The 20,478-nt window shown below is 71.9% G+C and carries 16 protein-coding genes and 1 tRNA gene; 11 read left to right on the top strand and 6 right to left on the bottom strand.

Going from position 1 to position 20,478, the window contains the following annotated elements; genetic code table 11:
• Positions 1-85: 85 nt before the first annotated feature.
• The 3 genes from AB4030_RS02100 to AB4030_RS02090 are packed head-to-tail and all read left to right on the top strand — an operon-like array spanning position 86 to position 2,578.
• The gene (locus tag AB4030_RS02100) at positions 86-1,114 is read left to right on the top strand and encodes a diacylglycerol/lipid kinase family protein (protein WP_442277514.1); all 1,029 of its coding nucleotides are present in this window, start codon (positions 86-88) and stop codon (positions 1,112-1,114) included.
• The gene (locus AB4030_RS02095) at positions 1,107-1,850 is read left to right on the top strand and encodes a phosphatase PAP2 family protein (RefSeq protein ID WP_442277513.1); all 744 of its coding nucleotides are present in this window, start codon (positions 1,107-1,109) and stop codon (positions 1,848-1,850) included. Before AB4030_RS02100 ends, AB4030_RS02095 begins: the two co-directional genes overlap by 8 nt.
• Entirely contained in the window at positions 1,847-2,578 is a 732-nt protein-coding gene (locus AB4030_RS02090) for a phosphatase PAP2 family protein (protein WP_442277512.1), read from the top strand. Before AB4030_RS02095 ends, AB4030_RS02090 begins: the two co-directional genes overlap by 4 nt.
• A 79-nt stretch (positions 2,579-2,657) precedes the next feature.
• Here the strand turns inward: AB4030_RS02090 and AB4030_RS02085 are convergent, their stop codons facing one another.
• The 4 genes from AB4030_RS02085 to AB4030_RS02070 form a co-directional block, all read right to left on the bottom strand.
• Positions 2,658-3,443 (bottom strand): DUF1206 domain-containing protein, encoded by a 786-nt coding sequence (locus AB4030_RS02085; protein ID WP_442277511.1) that lies wholly within the window; start codon positions 3,441-3,443, stop codon positions 2,658-2,660.
• Positions 3,444-3,535: 92 nt separating this feature from the next.
• Positions 3,536-4,378 (bottom strand): acyl-CoA thioester hydrolase/BAAT C-terminal domain-containing protein, encoded by an 843-nt coding sequence (locus AB4030_RS02080; protein ID WP_442277510.1) that lies wholly within the window; start codon positions 4,376-4,378, stop codon positions 3,536-3,538.
• A gap of 2 nt (positions 4,379-4,380) precedes the next feature.
• Positions 4,381-6,930 (bottom strand): DEAD/DEAH box helicase, encoded by a 2,550-nt coding sequence (locus tag AB4030_RS02075; RefSeq protein ID WP_442277509.1) that lies wholly within the window; start codon positions 6,928-6,930, stop codon positions 4,381-4,383.
• A 40-nt stretch (positions 6,931-6,970) separates the two neighbouring features.
• A complete protein-coding gene (locus AB4030_RS02070; protein WP_442277508.1) occupies positions 6,971-7,972 on the bottom strand; it encodes an FUSC family protein in 1,002 nt (333 codons plus the stop codon).
• 193 nt (positions 7,973-8,165) lie between these two features.
• Here AB4030_RS02070 and fdh point away from each other — a divergent pair, with 193 nt between their 5' ends.
• Genes fdh through AB4030_RS02050 form a run of 4 tightly spaced genes read left to right on the top strand, consistent with a single transcriptional unit; the run spans position 8,166 to position 15,115 of the window.
• Positions 8,166-11,492 carry a formate dehydrogenase gene (fdh, locus tag AB4030_RS02065; protein WP_442277507.1) on the top strand — a complete coding sequence of 1,109 codons (3,327 nt, stop codon included), beginning with the start codon at positions 8,166-8,168 and terminating at the stop codon, positions 11,490-11,492.
• 2 nt (positions 11,493-11,494) lie between these two features.
• Positions 11,495-12,652 carry a 4Fe-4S dicluster domain-containing protein gene (locus AB4030_RS02060; RefSeq protein WP_442277506.1) on the top strand — a complete coding sequence of 386 codons (1,158 nt, stop codon included), beginning with the start codon at positions 11,495-11,497 and terminating at the stop codon, positions 12,650-12,652.
• Complete coding sequence (gene nrfD / locus AB4030_RS02055) at positions 12,649-13,746, top strand: NrfD/PsrC family molybdoenzyme membrane anchor subunit (RefSeq protein ID WP_442277505.1); 1,098 nt, start codon at positions 12,649-12,651, stop codon at positions 13,744-13,746. Before AB4030_RS02060 ends, nrfD begins: the two co-directional genes overlap by 4 nt.
• A 34-nt stretch (positions 13,747-13,780) precedes the next feature.
• Positions 13,781-15,115, top strand: coding sequence for an L-lactate MFS transporter (locus AB4030_RS02050; RefSeq protein WP_442277504.1), 1,335 nt, complete (start codon positions 13,781-13,783; stop codon positions 15,113-15,115).
• Between the two features lie 9 nt (positions 15,116-15,124).
• On the opposite strand, the gene AB4030_RS02045 is transcribed toward AB4030_RS02050, so the two are convergent.
• Both AB4030_RS02045 and selD read right to left on the bottom strand, forming a co-directional pair.
• Positions 15,125-15,523, bottom strand: a complete 399-nt coding sequence (locus AB4030_RS02045) for a rhodanese-like domain-containing protein (protein ID WP_442277503.1) — start codon at positions 15,521-15,523, stop codon at positions 15,125-15,127.
• Positions 15,520-16,512, bottom strand: coding sequence for a selenide, water dikinase SelD (selD, locus tag AB4030_RS02040; RefSeq protein ID WP_442277502.1), 993 nt, complete (start codon positions 16,510-16,512; stop codon positions 15,520-15,522). The genes AB4030_RS02045 and selD overlap by 4 nt, the downstream gene beginning before the upstream one ends.
• Positions 16,513-16,584: 72 nt before the next feature.
• Between selD and AB4030_RS02035 the strand changes: the two genes are divergently transcribed.
• The 4 genes from AB4030_RS02035 to AB4030_RS02020 all read left to right on the top strand — a co-directional run bounded on the left by AB4030_RS02035 (position 16,585) and on the right by AB4030_RS02020 (position 20,414).
• Positions 16,585-16,680, top strand: a tRNA-Sec gene (locus tag AB4030_RS02035).
• Positions 16,681-16,705: 25 nt separating this feature from the next.
• A complete protein-coding gene (gene selA, locus AB4030_RS02030) occupies positions 16,706-18,010 on the top strand; it encodes an L-seryl-tRNA(Sec) selenium transferase (protein ID WP_442277501.1) in 1,305 nt (434 codons plus the stop codon).
• Between the two features lie 2 nt (positions 18,011-18,012).
• Positions 18,013-19,824 (top strand): selenocysteine-specific translation elongation factor, encoded by a 1,812-nt coding sequence (gene selB, locus AB4030_RS02025; RefSeq protein WP_442277500.1) that lies wholly within the window; start codon positions 18,013-18,015, stop codon positions 19,822-19,824.
• Positions 19,825-19,934: 110 nt separating this feature from the next.
• Positions 19,935-20,414, top strand: a complete 480-nt coding sequence (locus tag AB4030_RS02020; RefSeq protein WP_442277499.1) for a universal stress protein — start codon at positions 19,935-19,937, stop codon at positions 20,412-20,414.
• The last annotated feature ends 64 nt before the right edge of the window (positions 20,415-20,478 follow it).

Raw genomic sequence — 20,478 nt, 5'->3', positions numbered from 1 at the left:
GCTGGGTGTGGAGTCCGGGTATGTCACGGGCTGGTCGAGTCCGACGGCCGCCTCGCCCCATGCCCTGAGCCCTAGGATCCCGAACATGCCCGACGCCCCCAGCGCTCGCCACCGCCTCACCGTCGTCTACAACCCCGTCAAGGTCGACGACCTCGACGCGGCGAAGGAGCTCGTGGCCAAGGCCGCAGCCCAGCACGGCTGGGAGGACCCGTCGTGGATCGAGACGACCGCCGAGGAGACCGGCGAGAAGCAGGGCCGTGAAGCGGTGCGGGCCGGGTCGGACGTCGTGGCCTCGCTGGGTGGCGACGGTACCGTCCGCGCGGTTGCCTCTGCGCTCGTCGGCACGGACGTGGCTCTCGGGCTGCTTCCCGGAGGAACCGGCAACCTGCTCGCCCGCAACCTCGACCTGCCCGTCGACTCGCTCGAGAACGCCGTCGGCGCGCTGCTCGGCGGCACCGACCGGCGCATCGACGTCGGGCTCATGCGAGTGTCCGACCGGCCGATCGAGCCGCGCCGCAGCCACGGCACCCACGACGGCGGATCGCAGGTCGACGACGACGAGGAGGTCTTCCTCGTCATGGCGGGTCTCGGCCTCGACGGCCAGGTCATGGCGGGCACGAACGAGAAGGTCAAGGCCGTCGTCGGCTGGGTCGCCTACGTCCTCAGCGGGCTGCGCCAGCTCTTCAGCCGTGGCTTCCGCGTCGACGTCAGCGCGAAGGGTGGCGCCGGGGTCATCGGTGAGCAGGGCGACCACGAGCGCGACCACGACGAGCCGAGCGGCTCGGTGAGCCGGCACGCGCGCACCGTCGTCATCGGCAACTGCGGCACGCTCCAGGGTGGTCTCGAGCTGATGCCTGACGCGAAGGTCGACGACGGCTTCCTCGACGGCGTCGTGGTCGCGCCCAAGGGTGCGCTCGGCTGGCTCTCCGTCATCTCCGACCTCGTGACCCGCCACCGGGCCGGCCACCGTCGTCTCGACCGGCTGCGAGGCCGCGAGTTCACCGTCACTGCCGGTCGCCCCGTCGAGGCGGAGATCGACGGCGACCCCATCGGCGAGCACCTGTCGCTGGGCGTCCGGATCCTGCCCGAGTCGCTGGTGGTCCGCGTTGGTTGACCAACTCACCGGGCGGCGCACCCGGCCGGCCGGTCGGGGCCGCCGCCTGCTCAAGAGCGTCGGCTACGGCCTCGTCTTCGCCGTCCCCCTGACGGCGCTCGCCTTCGTCGTACGCGAGAAGTTCTCGCCCGTCATCGACCTCGATCAGCGCCTCATCGTCGCCGCGACGGACCTGACCCGGGCCAACCCCAGCCTCAAGACCTTCCTGCTCTTCTGGCAGGAGCTCACCCAGCCGTGGCGGCTCTACATCGTCTCCTCGGCGGTCTGCCTCGTCGTCTGGCGCCGCCACCGTGAGCTCGCCACTCGTTGCCTCTGGGCGTTCGTCACGCTGATGGTCTCCTGGAACCTCCAGCTCGACATCAAGGCGATCGTCCAGCGGGCCAGGCCGGTGGTCAGCGACCCGGTCTCGCACGCCCCGGGGTACAGCTTCCCGTCCGGACACGTCGCGTGCGCGGCCGCCATCGCGACCACCATGACGATCTTCCTCTGGCCCCTGCTGTCGACGACGGGACGCCGCGTGCTGGTGGCCGTCCTGACGGCATACGTCGTCGTGACGAGCTTCGACCGCGTCCTGCTCGGCGTGCACTTCCCGTCCGACGTCGTCGGCGGTCTGATCTACGGGGTGGGGCTGGCCACGGCCTCCTACGCCGGCTATCTCGGGTGGAACCCCGGCCCGGACGACTCCCCTCCGCCGGAGGGCAAGGTCGGGCCCGAGTCATCGAAAGGCACCACGTGAACCACACCTTCGTGCACCGTTACGAGCTGGACTCGTCGCGACCCTCGGTCGGGTCAGCTCTTCGTGACTTCGCCGTACGCGCGCTGGCGCCGGCGCTCGTGCTCTTCGCCGCGATCGTCGGCATCGGCTTCCTCATCATGGGCCCGTTGGGTGGCCTGCCCGCCGAGAACGACCTCAGCAAGTCGGTCGCGGCCGGCCGCACCGAGCTGATGAACTCGGTGACGATGGTGTGGTCGCACATCGGCAACACCGAGATCGTCATCGGCGTGTGTGTGATCGCCGTGGCCCTGATCTGGTGGCGCACCAAGCAGTGGTGGTATGCCGTCGTGCCGGCCATCGCGATCGCGATCCAGGCCAGCGTGTTCGTCGCCGCCACCGCCATCGCCGACCGGCCGCGTCCCACGGTCCAGCACCTCGACCCGGCCCCGCCGACGTCGAGCTACCCCAGCGGCCACATGGGCGCCTCGACGGCGCTCTACCTGACCTTCGCGCTGATGGCCCAGCGGATCGAGACGGCCTGGCTGCGACGGCTCGTCACAGCGGTCTGCGTCATCATCCCGCTCCTCGTCGGCTACGCCCGGCTCTACCGCGGCATGCACCACCTCCTCGACATCCTCGTCGGGATGGTCAACGGCATCGTGTGCGCCCTGTTGGCGTGGAACTACCTGCGGCGCCGGAAGAGCGGCGACCGTGTGACGGGAGCGGTCCGCGAGGCCGTGTCGCGCTGACGCCGCCCCCTCACGACGACGACGGCCGGGAACCCTTGGGGTTCCCGGCCGTCGGCGTGCGAGCCGCGTGCGGCGAGCGTCAGACGTCGGCGTGGCGAGCGCGGCCGAAGCAGTAGACGCCGAAGGCGATGAGTCCGAGGGCGACGAGACCGAGCAGCACGGGACCGCCGGGGGCGCCGAGGAGGTTGCGCAGGGCTCCGTCGAGGCCGCGGGCCTCGCTCGGGTTGTGACGGACCGCCGCCAGGACGAAGAGGCCGCCGACGATGACGAGGGCGATGCCCTTGGCGATGTAGCCGACGCGACCAGCCTTGACGATCCACTCGCCGGGGTGGGACTCGAGGTCCTGGAGGAACTTCTTCTTCCACCCCTTGACGACGTGGTAGACGCCGACACCGACGACGGCCAGACCCACGGCGGCCACCAGCCACTGGCCCGCGGGCTGCTTCATGAGGCTCGCCGTGAAGTCGGTGGTCTGGCTCTTGCTCGAGCTCCCATGGCCGCTCGCGAACTTGAACGCCGTCCACGACAGGACGAGGTAGACGACCGCCTTCGCGGCTGCCTTGACGCGGTCGCTCGTCTGCCACCCACCCGTGATCGCCTCGGTGACCTGCCACAGCGCCAGACCCAGCCACGCGACGACGGCGACCCACAGCAGGAGCAGGCCGAACCCGTTGTCGGCCATCGAGCCCAGGGCTCCCGACTGGTCGGCGCTCTTGCCCTTGGAGCCGAGGGCGAGCTGCAGGGCGATGACGCCGATGACGATGTGGAGCACGCCGTTGACGGCGTAGCCCACGCGGGCCGCCGTCTCCAGTGCAGGGTGGTCGCCGGCGCGCCGTGACGCGGACTTGAGGTCGGTGGAGTCCATGAACGCCATCCTGTCGATTGAGGGTGCCCGATGAGGCCACTGGGGAACATACCCGCCGAGGATGCTCCTCCGGCGCGCTACGACGGCGTGGGCTACGACAGGTCGAGCACGCGCCGGATCTCCGGCCAGGCCCGCTCGCCGAGGGCGCGATCGGCTGCCTCGGTGCCGCCGCGCGCCATTCGCTGTCCACCGGACGCGACCGCCTCGCCCGGGAGGACGACGCGATGCCCGGCCTCCGGATGCGTGACGAGAGTCGTCGGCAGGTCGAGGGCGCGCCGCCGGGCCTGGACGGCCTGGGCGAACGTCACCGACGGCCAGAGTTCGTCGTCACCGCCCGCCACGAGCAGTACGTCGCCGAAGAAGCGCTCGACGGGAATGGTCGCGGCCGCGACCCGGTCGGCGGCGGTGCGCAGGCTCCGGGTGTAGACGGGCGCGAAGGCTGGTGGGTCGCCGACCGGCTCGGCGTCGTCGTCGTAGGGCACGAAGGGGACCGGCTCGCCGTTCCGCGACCAGGACGAGTGCTGCGGGCGCAGCTCACCGTCGGGCCCGGGTCCGACGTTCGCCCACGCCACGTGGCTCGGCGCCAGCGCGACGACGGCGTCGACGATCGGGTCGTCGGCGGCGTACAGCAGGAAGGCCTCGGCGCTCTTGGAGACGCCGAGGAGCACGACCCGGTCGCAGCGCTCGGCGAGGAAGGCGACAGCGGGGGCGAAGGACTCGAGCGGGTACTCCCAGATGCCGGCCGGCTGGCCGTCACCGCCGAACCAGCGGTACGTCAGGGCGGCGGACACGCCGGCCCCGGCCAGCAGTCGGGCCCGGTCGCGCTCCACGCGGCCGCTCGACCCGGAAAGCACGAGGACGCCGGTGCCGTTGCCGCCACCCTCGGGCTCGACGAGGACTCCGTCGTGCTCGCGGGGCGTCTCACGCAGTCCCACGCTCAGCCACCCAGCCTCTCGAAGCCGGTCACCGTCAGCACGGCAGCGCCGGCGTCGTCGCTGGCAGCCAGGTCGACGACGGCCGTGATGCCCCAGTCCTTGTCGTCCTCCGGGTCGACGACGACCTGGCGCAGGCGCCACTCGGTCGGCGTGCGCTCCACCTGCAGCAGCGCGGGCGAGCGGGCGCCCTGGTCGGTCGCGATGGCGTCGTGGTCGTCGTAGTAGGCGCCCAGCGCGTCGTTCCACGCCTGGGCGTCCATGACGACCTTCTGCGGCGGGTCGGTGAGCTCGGCGACGCGGGCCTCGAGCTCGCCGAGCGCCTCCCACTCGTCGCGGGAGGCGAGCTCGACCCGGTGGAACATGGCGTTGCGGATCATCACGGTGAAGGCGCGCTCGTTGGCGGTGACCGGCCGGGCCGGGGGAGCGACGTCGGCCTGCTGGGCCACGGCGTCCGAGGGGTTGACGAGGTCCTCCCACTCGTCGAGCAGGCTCGAGTCGGTCTGCCGGACGAGCTCGCCGAGCCACTCGATGATGTCCTCGAGCTCCTCGGTGCGGTGGCTCTCCGGGACGGTGCGGCGCAGCGCGCGGTACGCGTCGGTGAGGTAGCGCAGCACGAGCCCCTCCGACCGGGACAGGCCGTAGTAGGAGACGAACTCGTTGAACGTCATGCCGCGCTCGTACATCTCGCGCACGACGGACTTCGGAGAGAGGGCGTCCTGCGAGATCCACGGGTGGCTCTGGCGGTAGGCCGTCAGCGTCACCTCGAGGAGGTCGGCGAGCGGCTTGGGCCAGGTGACCTCCTCGAGCCGTTCCATCCGCTCCTCGTACTCGATGCCGTCGAGCTTCATGGCGGCGACGGCCTCGCCGCGGGCCTTGAACTCCTGGGCCCAGAGCACCTGGCGGGGGTCCTCGAGGATGGCCTCGATGACCGACACGAGATCCCTTGCGTAGGAGTCGGACTCCGGGTCGAGGGTGTCCATGACGGCCAAGGCGAAGGGGGCGAGCGGCTGGTTGAGGGCGAAGTCGCGCTGCAGGTCGATCGTCAGGGCGTGCCGACGACCGGACTCCTCGACCGTGGCGAGGCGCTCCACGACGCCCGAGGTGAGCAGCTCCTTGGCCAGCACGAGCGCGTGCCGTTGCAGCCGGCGCTGGTCCTTGACCTCGTGGTGGTTGTCGGAGAGCAGCCGTGCGGCGTGGGCCACCGGGTTGCCCTCTCGCGCAAGGATGTTGACGAGCATCGAGTGCGAGACGCGCATGCGTGGCTGGAGCGGCTCGGGCTCGGCGACGATGAGCCGCTCGAACGTCTCCTCGGACCAGTTGACGAAGCCGTCCGGCGCCTTCTTGCGCTGGATCTTCTTCTGCTTCTTGGGGTCGTCGCCCGCCTTCTCGACGGCACGGAGGTTGTCGATGACGTGCTCGGGTGCCTGGGCGACGACCCAGCCCCGGGCGTCGAAGCCGGCGCGACCCGCACGGCCGACGATCTGGTGGAACTCGCGCGCCTTGAGCGTGCGCTGCTTCGTCCCGTCGAACTTCGTCAGGCCCGTCAGCAGGACGGTGCGGATCGGGACGTTGATGCCGACGCCGAGGGTGTCGGTGCCGCAGATGACCTTGAGCAGGCCGTCCTGCGCGAGCTGCTCGACGAGGCGGCGGTACTTCGGCAGCATCCCCGCGTGGTGCACGCCGATGCCGTGCCGGACGAGGCGCGAGAGCGTGCGGCCGAAGCCGGACCCGAAGCGGAAGCTGCCGATCCGGGCGGCGATCGCCTCGCGCTCCTCACGGGTCGTGATCTTGACGGCCATGAGGCTCTGCGCCCGCTCGAGGGCGGCCGCCTGCGTGAAGTGGACGACGTAGACGGGCGCGCGGTCCTTCTCGAGCAGCTCCTCGATGGTCTCGTGGAGGGGCGTCACGGCATACGAGAACTCGAGGGGGACGGGACGCTCGGTGCCCGTGATGACGGCGGTCGAGCGGCCGGTGCGCCGCGTCAGGTCGTCCTTGAACATCGTGACGTCACCGAGGGTCGCCGACATGAGGACGAACTGCGCCTGCGGCAGCTCGATGATCGGGACCTGCCAGGCCCAGCCGCGGTCGGGCTCGGAGTAGAAGTGGAACTCGTCCATGACGACGAGGCCCACGTCGGCCGAGCTCCCCTCTCGCAGGGCGAGGTTGGCAAGGATCTCGGCCGTGCAGCAGATGATCGGGGCGTCGGCGTTCACCGACGCGTCGCCGGTGATCATGCCGACGTTGTCGGCGCCGAACTGCTCGCACAGGGCGAAGAACTTCTCGGAGACGAGCGCCTTGATCGGCGCGGTGTAGAAGCTGACCCGGTCGTCGGCGAGGGCCGTCAGGTGCGCGGCGGTCGCGACGAGCGACTTCCCGGAGCCGGTCGGCGTCGACAGGATGAGGTTGCTGCCGCTCAGGATCTCGAGGAACGCCTCCTCCTGGTGCGGGTAGAGGGTCAGGCCGCGTTCGGTCGTCCACTCGGTGAAGACCTCGTAGAGGCCGTCGGGATCGGGGTCCCGCGGGATGCGCTCGCTGAGGTTCTTCGTCACCACGTGAGTATGCCGCCCGGCAGGCTGATGCTCCCAACCGTCGTCAGGCGGTGGCGGCTCGAAGGCGATCCGGGACGAGGAGCAGGACGACGGCTCCCACGAGGGCGCCGAGCACGGTCTCGAGCAGGCGGTCACGCAGGAGCGGAACGGTCGGCGAGGCGTGGGCCAGCTGTCCCATGAGCAGGGCCAGCGGGGTGATGAAGAGCAGGGCGACGGCGTAGTTGCGGCCCACGAACAGCTCGGTGAGGACCTGGAGCACGACGATGACCAGCACCGCGACGACGCCCTGGGGCCCCCACTGCAGGATCACGGCGGCCACGCCAAGCCCGAGCAGCGTGCCGACGACGCGCTGGACGCCCCGGGTCAGCCGGGACAGCAGGTCGGGGCCCGACAGGACGACCACTGCGGCGACCATGGCCCAGTACGGGTGCTGCCAGTTGAGGGCGGTGGCGACGCCGCCCGCGACCGAGAGCGCCACGACGTAGCGAACCAGGTGGGTCACGGCGCCGGGTGAGGCGAGCGCGTCCCGGAATCGTGGCACGGGCAGCACGGGTGGTGACCACGACGCCGGCTCCCGCAGGACGCCGACCTGTGCGACGAGCATCGAGAAGAGGGCACTGAGGGCGGCGATGCCTGCGGCCACGGGCACCGTCGCCGGTGTCGCGGGCACCATGGCGCTCACGGCGAAGCCGAAGACGAGGAAGAGCGGTCCCGGTGGGTGCCAGCCGTACGCGTCGGACGTGAGCGAGCCGCCGGCGGCGAGGAGCGCGCCGACGGGCACCACGAGCCAGCGTGAGTCAGGTGCGAGGGACACCAGGACGCCGAGGGTCACTGCCAGCGTGAGGAACCCGCCGGCCACGGCCTGCATCCCGGCTCGTTCGGGTCGGGCGTGGTTGCGGCCGTACAGCGACGTGAAGGCACCGAACGCGGCATACGCCGTCCACTCCACGTGACCGAGCAGGACGAGCGCCAGGAGGGGCACGAGGACGGAGACCCCCGCGCGGATCGCGACGCGATGGGCACCTCGGTGAGGCCCGAGGGCCATCAGCCCTCGGACCTCGCGTGTCCGGGCGCGCGGGTAGGGGTCGGTTCGGGCTCGCTCGTCATCTGTGGTCGAGTCTAGTCAGCGCGTGAAGGGCGCCCGTGTGCGACGTCGCCGGAATGGGTATTGCTTCTGTGGCGTCTCGCAGACAGTCGTGCTCTCATGGTGCGGTCGCCCAGTCCAGAGAGGTGCAGCGGTGGATCCCAAGAAGACCTTCTTGTCCTGGCCGGTCGTCCGGCAGGTGCGTTCCGGTGACTTCCTCGGCCGTGGGCCCGCGGTGACCTCAGCCCACACGCGTGAGCTCGCACCCCGCACCGCCACCGCGGACAAGGTCGTCCAGAGCGTGTGCCCGTACTGCGCCGTCGGCTGCGGCCAGCGCGTCTTCGTCAAGGACGGCCGCGTCGTCCAGATCGAGGGCGACCCGGACTCGCCGGTGTCGCGGGGCCGTCTGTGCCCCAAGGGATCCGCGAGCGAGCAGCTCGTCAACAACCCGGGCCGCCAGCGCAAGGCGCTCTACCGCCGTCCCGGCGGCACGGACTGGGAGCCGATCGAGCTGTCGACGGCCGTCGAGATGGTCGCGCAGCGGTTCGTCGAGTCGCGACGTCGCACCTGGCAGGACCACGACGAGCACGGGCGCCCGCTGCGGCGCACCATGGGGATCGCCTCGTTGGGCGGAGCGACGCTCGACAACGAGGAGAACTACCTCATCAAGAAGCTCTTCACCGCCGCGGGCGCCATCCAGATCGAGAACCAAGCGCGTATTTGACACTCCTCCACGGTCCCCAGTCTGGGGTCCTCGTTCGGGCGCGGCGGCGCCACGCAGTACGTGCAGGACCTGTCCAACGCCGACTGCATCGTCATCCAGGGATCGAACATGGCCGAGTGCCATCCGGTCGCCTACCAGTGGGTGACGGAGGCGCGGCTCAAGGGTGCCCGGGTCATCCACGTCGACCCGCGCTTCACGCGTACGTCGGCCACGGCCGACAAGCACATCCCGATCCGCGCCGGCAGTGATGTCGTGCTGCTCGGCGCCCTCATCAAGTTCATCCTCGACAACGAGCTGTACTTCAAGGAGTACGTCGTCGCGTACACCAACGCGGCCACGATCGTCAGCGACAAGTTCCAGGACACCGAGGACCTCGACGGGCTCTTCTCCGGCTACGACGACGAGAAGGGCAACTACTCGCAGGAGACGTGGGCCTACGCCAGCGCCGACGGGGACGACGACGAGACACCGGGCACCATCGGCGGTCCCGCGGCCGGCCACGAGCACGGCCACACCAAGTCCGAGCGCGCCGCCGGTGACGAGCACGGCTCCGGTGGGCCGGCGCTCGAGCACGCCCGGGTGCTGCGTGACGAGACGTTGCAGGACCCCAACACGGTCTTCCAGATCCTCAAGCGGCACTACGCCCGCTACACCCCGGAGATGGTGGCCGACACGTGCGGCATCAGCGTCGACGACTTCAAGTACCTCGCGCGCTCGGTCACCGAGAACAGCGGCCGTGAGCGCACGACCGCGTTCGTGTATGCCGTGGGCTGGACCCAGCACACGCTCGGCGCGCAGTTCATCCGCACCGCCGCCATCGTGCAGCTGCTGCTCGGCAACATGGGCCGCCCGGGTGGCGGCATCATGGCGCTGCGCGGGCACGCCAGCATCCAGGGCTCGACCGACATCCCGACGCTGTACAACATCCTCCCCGGCTACCTCGCGATGCCCGTCGCGGGCCTGCACGACACGTGGGACGACTACCTGGGGGCGATCGGCAACAAGGAGCAGAAGGGCTTCTGGGCCAACGCCGACACGTATGCCGTGAGCCTGCTCAAGTCGTGGTGGGGCAAGGCCGCGACCGCCGAGAACGACTGGTGCTTCGACTACCTGCCGAGGCTCAGCGGGGCGCACGGCACCTACCAGACGACGATGGCGATGCTCGACGGCCAGGTCGAGGGCTACTTCCTGCTCGGCCAGAACCCCGCCGTCGGCTCGGCGCACGGGCGCATGCAGCGGCAGGCCATGGCCCACCTCAAGTGGCTCGTCGTGCGCGACTTCAACATGATCGAGTCCGCCACGTTCTGGAAGGACGGTCCCGAGATCGCCTCGGGCGAGCTCAAGACCGAGGACATCGAGACCGAGGTCTTCTTCCTCCCCGCGGCCGCGCACACAGAGAAGAGCGGGTCGTTCACCCAGACCCAGCGGATGCTCCAGTGGCACCACCAGGCGGTAGAGCCCCCGGGCGACTGCCAGAGCGAGCTGCAGTTCTTCTACGAGCTCGGTCGCCGGGTGCGCGAGCTGCTCGCCGACTCCACCGACGAGCGGGACCGTCCGCTGCTCGACCTGACGTGGGACTACCCCACGGACGAGCACGGCGACCCCGACGCCGAGGCGGTGCTCGCCGAGATCAACGGCCGCCACCTGACGGGCGACAAGGCGGGACAGCCTCTTTCGGCCTACACCGAGATGAAGGCCGACGGCTCCACCGATGGCGGCTGCTGGATCTACACCGGCGTCTACGCCGACGGCAAGAACCATGCGGCCGACCGCAGGCCCGGGCGCGAGCAGGACCTCACCGCCCTCGACTGGGGCTGGGCGTGGCCAGCGAACCGCCGCATCCTCTACAACCGCGCCTCGGCCGACCCCGAGGGCAACCCGTGGAGCGAGCGCAAGCGCTACATCTGGTGGGACGCCGAGGCCGGGAAGTGGACCGGTCACGACGTGCCCGACTTCGTGCCCGACAAGGCGCCCTCCTTCCGCCCCGAGCCGGGGACGGGCGGTCCCGCCGGTCTTGCCGGTGACGACCCGTTCGTCATGCAGGCCGACGGCAAGGGGTGGCTCTTCGCGCCCAAGGGCATGCTCGACGGGCCGCTGCCGACCCACTACGAGCCGCAGGAGTCCCCGGTCAGCAACCCGCTCTACGCCCAGCAGTCGAACCCTGCGCGCAAAGTGTTCCCGCGCAAGGACAACCTCTGGAGCCCGTCGGGTGACGCGCCCGGCGCAGACGTCTACCCGTACGTCTTCACGACCTACCGGCTGACCGAGCACCACACGGCCGGTGGCATGAGCCGGTGGCTGCCCTACCTCTCGGAGCTCCAGCCGGAGTTCTTCTGCGAGGTCTCGCCGGAGCTGGCGGCCGAGCGGGGTCTCGAGAACGGCGGGTGGGCGACCATCGTGTCGGCCCGCGCGGCCATCGAGGCACGCGTCATGGTGACCGAGCGCATGACGCCTCTGGTGATCCGGGGCCGCACGATCCACCAGATCGGGCTGCCCTACCACTGGGGTGTCGGCGGCAACGCGGTCGTGAGCGGCGACGCCGCCAACGACCTGCTCGGCATCGCGCTCGACCCCAACGTGCAGATCCAGGAGAGCAAGGCAGGCTCGTGCGACATCATGCCCGGCCGCCGACCGGCAGGTGAGGCGCTGCTGCGGCTCGTCGCGGAGCACCAGTCGCGCGCCGGAAGCACCGTCATGACGAGCAACGAGCTGCGCACCGGCCACCCCGAGTCCACCCCCGACACGAGAGGAGGCTGACGATGGGCTTCTGGCGCAACCAGCTCTCTGGCCCCACCGACCCGGCGGCCGACGCCGCGTGGGACCGGCACGAGCCACGCAAGGGTTTCTTCACCGACACCTCGATCTGCATCGGGTGCAAGGCGTGCGAGGTGGCCTGCAAGGAGTGGAACGGCATCCCCGAGGACGGCCTGGACCTGCTGAGCCAGTCCTACGACAACACCGGAGCCCTCGGCGCCAGTACATGGCGCCACGTCGCGTTCGTCGAGCAGACGACCGACCGCATCGAGCAGGCTCGCGAGTCGGGGCGCAAGCTCGTCTCGCTCGGTATGCCGTCGGTGCGCTCGGGTGACGAGCCCGCCGTCGCCGGTGGCGGGGGCACGGCGACCGCGACGCTCACGGCTCCCGGTGAGCTGCGCCAGGGCGCTGCGGCTGGCCCCGGCCCGACCGACACGGCACTGCCGGACGTGCGGTGGCTCATGGCCTCCGACGTCTGCAAGCACTGCACCCACGCGGCATGTCTCGATGTCTGCCCCACCGGCGCGCTCTTCCGCACCGAGTTCGGCACGGTCGTCGTCCAGGACGACGTCTGCAACGGCTGCGGCTACTGCGTGGCGGCCTGCCCCTTCGGCGTCATCGAGCGCCGCAGCGGCCACGAGGGCCACGAGAAGGGCCCGCAGTCCCACGGCATCAGCATCAAGGGGTCGGAGGGCACCGGGGCCGCCGGTGCATCAGGCAACAAGGGCGGTGGCTCGCACCAGAACCCGCCGTCGCACGCCGAGACCAACGGCGAGGTCAAGAACGTCGGCATCGCCCAGAAGTGCACGCTCTGCTACGACCGGCTCGGCGCCGGACAGACGCCCGCGTGCGCCCAGGCCTGCCCCACGACGTCCATCAAGTTCGGCGACCTCGACGAGATGCGCGCCACCGCGCGGGCCCGTGTCGCCCAGCTGCACGAGCTCGGCTACAGCGAGGCGCGCCTCTACGGCGTCGACGACAAGGACGGTGTCGGTGGCACCGGCTCGACGTTCCTGCTCCTCGACGAGCCCGAGGTCTACGGCCTGCCGCCGGACCCGCGGGTCACGACCGCCGACCTGCCCGACATGTTCCGCAAGGCCGGCTACGCGGGGCTGACGATGCTCGCGATGGCAGCGGCCTCCTTCGTCGGGAGGCGAAAGTGACGACCAACCCCTTCGACGCCGACCGCCCGCCGGAGCGACCGCGCCGTCGCGGCAACGGAGGCGGCGCTCGCAACGGTGGCAAGCGCCGCGACGAGTCGATCATGGTCCCCGACGTCAGCTTCGACAGCTACTACGGGCGCCACATCGTCAAGCCCGCGCCGTGGGAGAAGGAGGTGGCGGCATACCTCTTCCTCGGCGGCATCGCGGCGGGCTCGGCACTGCTCGGTGCCGGCGGCGCGGCTCGCGGCTACCCCGCGCTGCAGCGCGTCGGGCGCATCGGCGCGGTCGCCGGTGCAGCCCTCGGTGGGGCGGCGCTCGCCAAGGACCTCGGCAAGCCGAGCCGCGCCCTCAACATGATGCGGACCGTCAAGCTCACCTCGCCGATGTCGGTGGGGTCGTGGATCCTGACCGCCTTCGGCAGCTTCGCCAGTGCGGCTCTCGCCTCGGAGATCGGGCGCCCGCTGCTCGAGCGGCGTTCTGGTGCCGGCGGATCCGGCGTCCTCAGCCTGGTCTCCAAGGTGCTGAAGCTCGCGGACGGACCGGCCACCGTGGGGTCGGCGTTCTTCGCGCCCCCGCTCGCCGCCTACACCGCGGTGCTGCTCGCCGACACGGCCACCCCGACGTGGCACGAGTCCTACCGCGAGCTGCCCTTCGTCTTCGTCAACTCCGCCAATCTCGCGGCCTCCGGGCTCGCACTCGTCACCGTGCCGTCGCGCGAGAACGGCCCAGCGCGCAAGCTCGCCGCCGTGAGCGCGGTCGCCGAGCTGGTGGCCTTCGAACGCATGCAGGACCAGCTCGGGCCCACGCTCTCGGAGCCGCTGCGCACCGGCAAGGCCGGCCGGCTGCTCAAGGCCAGCCGGGCCCTGACGATCGGCGGGGCCATCGGCGCCGTCGCCCTCGGGGGCAACCGGGTCACCGCAGCACTGAGCGGGGCGGCCCTCATGGCTGCCTCGGCGTGCACCCGCTTCGGCGTATTCGAGGCCGGCATGGTCTCGGCGATCGACCCGAAGTACACCGTCGAGCCGCAGCGAGAGCGGCTGGAGAAGCGTCGGGCCGACGGCGTCGTCGACGACTCCATCACCACGGCGCGCTGACGCGCCGGACCACCAGGACGAGAAGGGGAGCCTCATGAGCACCAGTGCGGTTCGGAACGACAGCACCGCCTCACCGGGCGGCAACCGGTGGCTCATCCTCGTGGCGGGCGTGCTCGTGCAGCTCGCCATCGGCGCCGTCTACGCGTGGAGCGTCTTCGCCAAGGCCATCCAGAGCCACGACGCCTTCGGCTGGTCCAAGGCGCAGGCCTCCGTGCCGTTCGAGGTCGCCATCGGCATGATCTTCGTCGGCAGCTACATCGGCGGACGCATCCAGGACCGCCGCGGTCCGCGGACCGTCGCCCTCACCGGCGGCATCATCTACAGCCTCGGCGTGATCCTCGCCTCGTTCGCCGACAAGGACCAGTTCTGGCTGCTCATCCTCGGCTACGGCATCCTCGGCGGGTTCGGCCTCGGCATGGCCTACATCGTGCCGATCGCCATGCTGCAGAAGTGGTTCCCCGACAAGCCGGGCCTCATCACCGGCATCGCCGTCGCCGGTTTCGGCTTCGGCGCGGTCATCACCGCTCCGCTCGGCCAGCGGCTCATCGCCGCCGACCCGTCGATGCCGACCAAGGCGTTCCTGCCGCTCGGGATCGGCTACCTCGTGGCCGTCGTCATCGGGGCCAGCCTCTTCCGCAACCCGCCCGCCGGCTACGTCCCGCCAGGAATGGCGCCCGCGACGGCCGGCCACGGCGCCGAGGCGCACACGAAGGACCCGGTCCCCGACGTCGACTTCACGGCCGAGGAAGCCCTGCGCACCCCGCAGTGGTACCTCCTGACCGCCATCCTCACCCTCAGCGTGACGGCCGGCATCTCGCTCATCTCGGTGGCCGCCGGCAGCGCCGGCGACGTCGCCGGCTACTCGGCCGCGGCAGCCGCGAGCCTCGTCGGCGTGCTGGGCCTGTTCAACGGCGGCGGCCGCATCCTCTGGGGCTGGCTCTCGGACCGGATCGGCAAGATGCCGGCGTTCATGGGGATCCTCGGCATCCAGGGCGTCTGCCTGCTGCTCATCCCGCACGTCGCGTCGCCGATCCTCTTCGCGATCCTCGCCGCGCTCGTCTACACCTGCTACGGCGGCGCCTTCGGCACGATGCCCTCGACGGCCGGTCGCTTCTTCGGCGTCCGCAACGCCGGTGCGATCTACGGCCTCATGCTCATCGGCTGGAGCATCGGCGGCATCGTCGGGCCGCTGCTCATCTCCTCGCTCATCGGCGAGCAGAAGGCCTACACGCTCGGTTTCACCGTCGTCGGCATCATCGCCCTCGTCGGCATGGCGCTGCCCATGCTGACGAAGAAGCCGGCGCCCCGGACGGGCACCTCGTCCGCCTCCGCGTCGACCCCCGAGGCCACCGCCGACAGGCGCCGCTGACCGCTGGGGTCATTCACGGACGTCGGGCGGCTCCTCCGACAGGGGCAGCCCGGCGGCCAGCCAGGCCTCGACGCCACCGATGACGTCGGTGGCGCGGGTCAGCCCGAGTCGCCGCAGCGAGTCGGCGGCCAGCGAGCTGCTGTAGCCCTGGCGGCAGATGACGATGACGTGCACGTCGAGGTCTCTGGCCTCTGGGATCCGGGCCGGGCTCCTGGGGTCGAGTCGCCACTCGAGCACCGTGCGGTCGATGACGAGCGCACCCGGCAGGTTTCCCTGCCTGGCGCGCTGCGTCTCGGTGCGGGTGTCGACGAGCAGAGCCCCACGCGCCTGAGCGTCCCGGGCCTGCTCCGGCGTGAGCCGCCGCAGGCCGGCCCGAGCCTGCTCGAGCAGGTCGTCCAGACGGCTCATCGCACCCGCATGACGTGCTCGCCGGGGGGCACGAGCTCGCCGATGACGGTTGCGCCGGGGATCTCGCCGGCGACGAGCAGACCGCCGCTCGTCTGGGCGTCGGCCAGCAGGAGGAGCTCGTCGAGGTCGACGGAGGCGTCGAGGTGAGGGCGCACCCAGTCGAGGTTGCGCCGGCTACCGCCGGGCACGAAGCCATCCGCAAGGGAGCTGCGCGCACCGTCGAGATAGGGCACCGCGGCGGCGTCGACGACGGCCGTCACGCCCGACGCGCGCGCCATCTTGAAGAGATGCCCGAGCAGGCCGAAGCCTGTCACGTCGGTGGCCGCCTGCACGCCGTGCGCCAGGGCGTCCCGGCTCGCGACGTCGTTGAGCGCGACCATCGACGCGACAGCCTCGGGGAACACCTCACCCGTCGCCTTGTGCCGGTTGTTGAGCACGCCGACCCCCAGCGGCTTGGTCAGGCTGAGCGGCAGACCGGCAGCGGCGGCGTCGTTGCGCAGCAGGCGATGGGGATCGGCCACGCCGGTGACGGCCATGCCGTACTTCGGCTCGGGGTCGTCGATGCTGTGGCCGCCCGCCACCGGGCAGCCGGCGAGGCGCGCGACGTCGAGGCCACCGCGCAGGACCTCGGCGGCCAGCTCGAGAGGGAGGACGTCGCGGGGCCAGCCGAGCAGGTTGACGGCCAGGACGGGGCGTCCGCCCATGGCGTAGATGTCGGAGAGCGCGTTCGCCGCAGCGATGCGGCCCCAGTCGTACGCGTCGTCGACGACCGGGGTGAAGAAGTCGGCCGTCGCCAGCACCGCCAGGCCGTCGGTGATCTGCACGGCGGCCGCGTCGTCGCCGTCGTCGAGGCCGACGAGCAGGTCGGCGTCGGCGATCCCGGTGAGGCCGCGCACCATCTCCTCGAGCTCGCCGGGCGGGATCTTGCACGCACAGCCGCCGCCGTGCGCGAACTGGGTCAGTCGCACCGTGTCCACGCCAGCAGTCATACCCCACCGTCGACGGGCGTATGCCGTCCGGCCCCCTGAGCCTGTCGAGCGGGCGATGGGTACGGTGGGCGTGGAGGTGTCCGGGCACCTGGTGGTCCCCCCGGTCTTCAACACCGGTGAGGCCGAGCATCTCGGCCTGGCGGGTTCGATTCCCGTCCACCTCCGCCAAATCTCTGCGGGAGAGGAAGTCGGTGTGGCGCAGGCAGATCCGCGGCGGACGGTCCCACGCACCGACGTGCTGATGGCGCACCCGGAGCTCGTCGCGGCCACCGCCCGGCACGGTGCCGCGACGGTCAAGGCCGCGGTGCGCTCCGCGCAGGCACTCGTCCGCTCGGGTGAGATCGCCCCGGACGACGTCGTCGCGGCCGCGCGGGCGGCTCTGCCGGCCAGGAGCACCACCCTCCGGCCTCTCCTCAACGCCACCGGTGTCGTCGTCCACACCAACATCGGCCGGGCGCCCCTCTCGGACGCCGCGGTGGACGCGGTCGTGGCGGCCGCGGCATACGTCGACGTCGAGTACGACACGGTCACGGGGGCGCGTGCCCGGCGCGGTCGGGGAACGCTCGAGGCGCTCCGCGCCGCCGTGCCGGCTGCGGGCGACGCCCTCGTCGTCAACAACGGCGCGGCTGCGCTCGTCCTCGCCACGACCGCCCTGGCATCGGGCCGGGAGGTGCTCGTCAGCCGCGGCGAGATGGTCGAGATCGGGGACGGCTTCCGGCTGCCGGACCTCATCGCCTCGACGGGCGCCCGCCTGCGCGAGGTGGGCACGACGAACCGCACGCGACTCGCCGACTATGCCGCCGCGCTCGGACCCGACACCGGCTGCGTCCTCAAGGTGCACCCGAGCAACTTCCGCGTCGAGGGCTTCACGAGCGCCGCGTCCGTGCAGGAGCTCGCGACACTGGGCGCACCGCTCGTCGTCGACATCGGCAGCGGGCTGCTGCGCCCCGACCCGATGCTGCCCGACGAGCCCGACGCCACAACGGCGCTCGCCGACGGCGCGACCCTGGTCACGGCCAGTGGCGACAAGCTGCTCGGCGGACCCCAGGCCGGTCTCGTCCTCGGCGATGCGGCCACCGTCGAGCGACTGCGACGCCATCCCCTCGCCCGTGCGCTGCGCGTCGACAAGCTCACGCTCGCGGCCCTCGAGGCGACCCTGCGCGGGCCGGTCCCCCCGGTCACCGACTACCTCCACGTCGACCTCGACCGGCTCCGAGCCCGCACCGAGCGCCTGGCCGCCGCGGTCTCGGGCGAGGTCGTCCCGGTCGAGGGACGGGTCGGTGGCGGGGGAGCGCCAGGCCTGCCCCTTCCCGGCTGGGCCGTCGCGCTCCCCGAGGCCTACGCCGAGCGTCTGCGGCGCGGCGAGACCGGCGTCGTCGCGCGCGTCGAGCGGGGCTGCTGCCTCGTCGACCTGCGTTGCGTCCCGCCGGCCCGCGACCCGGACGTCGAGCGGGCCATCCTCGCGGTTCGCGGCGGCGACGACCCGAGCGGCCACTGACCGTGCACGTCATCGCGACCGCGGGGCACGTCGATCACGGCAAGTCCACCCTGGTGCGGGCCCTGACCGGGATCGAGCCCGACCGCTGGGCCGAGGAGCGCCGTCGTGGCATGACGATCGACCTCGGCTACGCCTGGACGACCCTGGCCTCGGGCGCGGAGGTGGCCTTCGTCGACGTGCCCGGACACCAGCGCTTCATCGGCAACATGCTCGCCGGGCTGGGTCCCGCGCCGGCTGTCCTGCTCGTCGTGGCGGCCGACGAGGGATGGCGTCCCCAGTCGGCCGAGCACCTCGCGGCCGTCGATGCCCTGGGCATCTCGCGCGGTCTCGTCGTCGTGACGCGCAGCGACCTCGCCGACCCGCGTCCTGCCCTGGCCGAGGCGCTCGCGCACGTGGGTCGCACGAGCCTGGCCGGGAGCGCCGCGCTCGCGGTGTCGGCCCGCACCGGCCAGGGGATCGAGGCCCTCCGGGTCGCCCTCGACGACCTCGTCGCCTCGCTGCCGGCCCCCGACCGGACTGGACGCACGCGCCTCTGGGTAGACCGGTCCTTCTCGGTCCGTGGCAGCGGGACCGTCGTCACCGGCACCCTCGGCGCCGGGACGATCCGGCTCGGCGACGAGCTGGTCGTCCACCGCACGACCGGTGCCTCGCAGTCGGTCACCGTGCGCGGTCTCCAGAGTCTCGGTCGAACCCGTGACGAGGTGCCCGCCGTGGCCCGCGTCGCGGTCAACCTGCGTGGGGTCGGGGTCGACGAGGTGACCCGCGGCGACGCGCTGCTCGCGCCCCGCGCCTGGCACGTCACGACGACGCTCGACGCACGGCTTGTTGGCGCCGGAGGTGACGAGCACGACCCCGTCGACTCGGACCCGCTCCCGTCGCACGTCATGGTCCATCTCGGCACCCTCGCGGTCGAGGCGAGGGTGCGCCCGCTCGGCCCGGGTGCGGTGCGTCTCGCCCTTCCGGCGTCCCTGCCCGTCGTCGGCGGCGACCGCATCCTCCTGCGCGACCCCGGCTCACGCCACGTCGTGGGCGCGGTCGTCGTGGACGCAGACCCGCCGGTGCTCGACCGCCGGGGCTCGGCCGCTCGGCGGGCAGAGGTCGTCCGCGGCCTCGACGGGGCGCCCGACCTCGCCCGTGAGGTCGCCCGCCGCGGCTGGATGACGCCGGCCGACGCCGTGTCGCTCGGGATTCCCGTCCCGCCCGGCGAGCGTCCTGCCGCGACGGTCACGCGTCGTGGCGCCTGGCTCGTCGACGACGGGGCGTGGCTGGCGGCGGCCAACCGGCTGCACGCGGCCGTGCAGCGGCGCGCCGATGCCGCACCGATCGACCCCGTGCTGGCACTGGAGGCGGCCCGAGCCGCCGCGGGTGCGCCCGACCGGGCCCTCGTGGCCGATCTCGCCGTCGCGGCCGGGCTCGAGGTCCGCGACGGTCGGGTCGGGCTCCCGGGCCGTGCCGCGGTCCTGGCGAGCGGGCCCGAGGCCGCCCTGGGCAGGATCGAGGAGCGCCTGCGGCGCAGCCCGTTCACGGCGCCGGAGCAGCACGAGCTCGACGCCGCCGGCCTCGGGCCCCGCGAGCTGGCAGCCGCTGAGGGCAACGGCCGCATCCTCCGGCTCCCCGGAGACGTCGTCCTGCTGCCGAACGCGCCGGCGCTCGCCATGCGGCAGCTCGCGGCCCTGCCCCAGCCGTTCACCACCAGCGACGCCCGCAAGGCCCTGGACAGCACCCGCCGCATCGTCATCCCCCTGCTCGAGCACCTCGACCGTCGGGGCTGGACGCGACGCCTCGACGGCTCGCACCGCGAGGTCGCCCGCTGAGCCGACACGGCATACGTGCTCGTATGCCGTGTCGGTCGGCGAGGGGACCAAAGCCCCTGCGCGTCCGCCGCCCCCCGTGACAGGCTGGGGGCGACGAGAGGGGGACGGGGATGGCCGAGCGCGAGAGCCGCGAGAGCCGTGAGAGCACGGTCGACGCGGGCGGCGACACCCCGCCGGGTCGGGTCGTGGTCGGGGTCGACGGGTCCGAGTCGTCGAAGCAGGCGCTGCGCTGGGCGGTTCGGCTCGCCACGAGCGAGGGGAGCACGATAGAGGCCGTCACCGCGTGGGACTACCCGCCGAGCTTCAACGCCCCCGTGGACGTCAACTGGCGCCCCGACCTCGACGCCGAAACCGTCATGCGGGAGACGCTCGACGAGGTGTTCGGCGACGATCGGCCGGCCGAGCTCGAAGCGCGCGTGGTCCACGGTTCGGCTCGCACCGTCCTCATCGACGCCAGCAGGGGTGCCTCGCTCCTCGTCGTCGGCAGCCGTGGGCACGGGGGTTTCGCCGGGCTCCTGCTGGGCTCGGTCAGCTCGGCGTGCTCGGAGCACGCGCACTGTCCGGTGCTCGTGCTCCATGACCGGGACTGACCGGGACTGACCGGGACTGACCGGGACTGACCGGGACTGACCGGGACTGACCGGGCTCGGCGCG

Origin of the sequence: Terrabacter sp. 2YAF2 (genome assembly GCF_052114705.1) — a bacterium.
Taxonomy (GTDB): Bacteria; Actinomycetota; Actinomycetes; order Actinomycetales; family Dermatophilaceae; genus Terrabacter.
Note: the sequence above shows the minus strand (reverse complement) of the source record. Positions and strands in the feature narration are given on the sequence as shown.

Coding starts and splice junctions, on each gene's coding strand:
- AB4030_RS02060 (WP_442277506.1), top strand. CDS start 11,495: ATGGGCTTCTGGCGCAACCAGCTCTCTGGCCCCACCGACCCGGCGGCC.
- AB4030_RS02045 (WP_442277503.1), bottom strand. CDS start 15,523: ATGAGCCGTCTGGACGACCTGCTCGAGCAGGCTCGGGCCGGCCTGCGG.
- selD (WP_442277502.1), bottom strand. CDS start 16,512: ATGACTGCTGGCGTGGACACGGTGCGACTGACCCAGTTCGCGCACGGC.
- AB4030_RS02050 (WP_442277504.1), top strand. CDS start 13,781: ATGAGCACCAGTGCGGTTCGGAACGACAGCACCGCCTCACCGGGCGGC.
- AB4030_RS02100 (WP_442277514.1), top strand. CDS start 86: ATGCCCGACGCCCCCAGCGCTCGCCACCGCCTCACCGTCGTCTACAAC.
- AB4030_RS02085 (WP_442277511.1), bottom strand. CDS start 3,443: ATGGACTCCACCGACCTCAAGTCCGCGTCACGGCGCGCCGGCGACCAC.
- AB4030_RS02070 (WP_442277508.1), bottom strand. CDS start 7,972: ATGGCCCTCGGGCCTCACCGAGGTGCCCATCGCGTCGCGATCCGCGCG.
- AB4030_RS02020 (WP_442277499.1), top strand. CDS start 19,935: ATGGCCGAGCGCGAGAGCCGCGAGAGCCGTGAGAGCACGGTCGACGCG.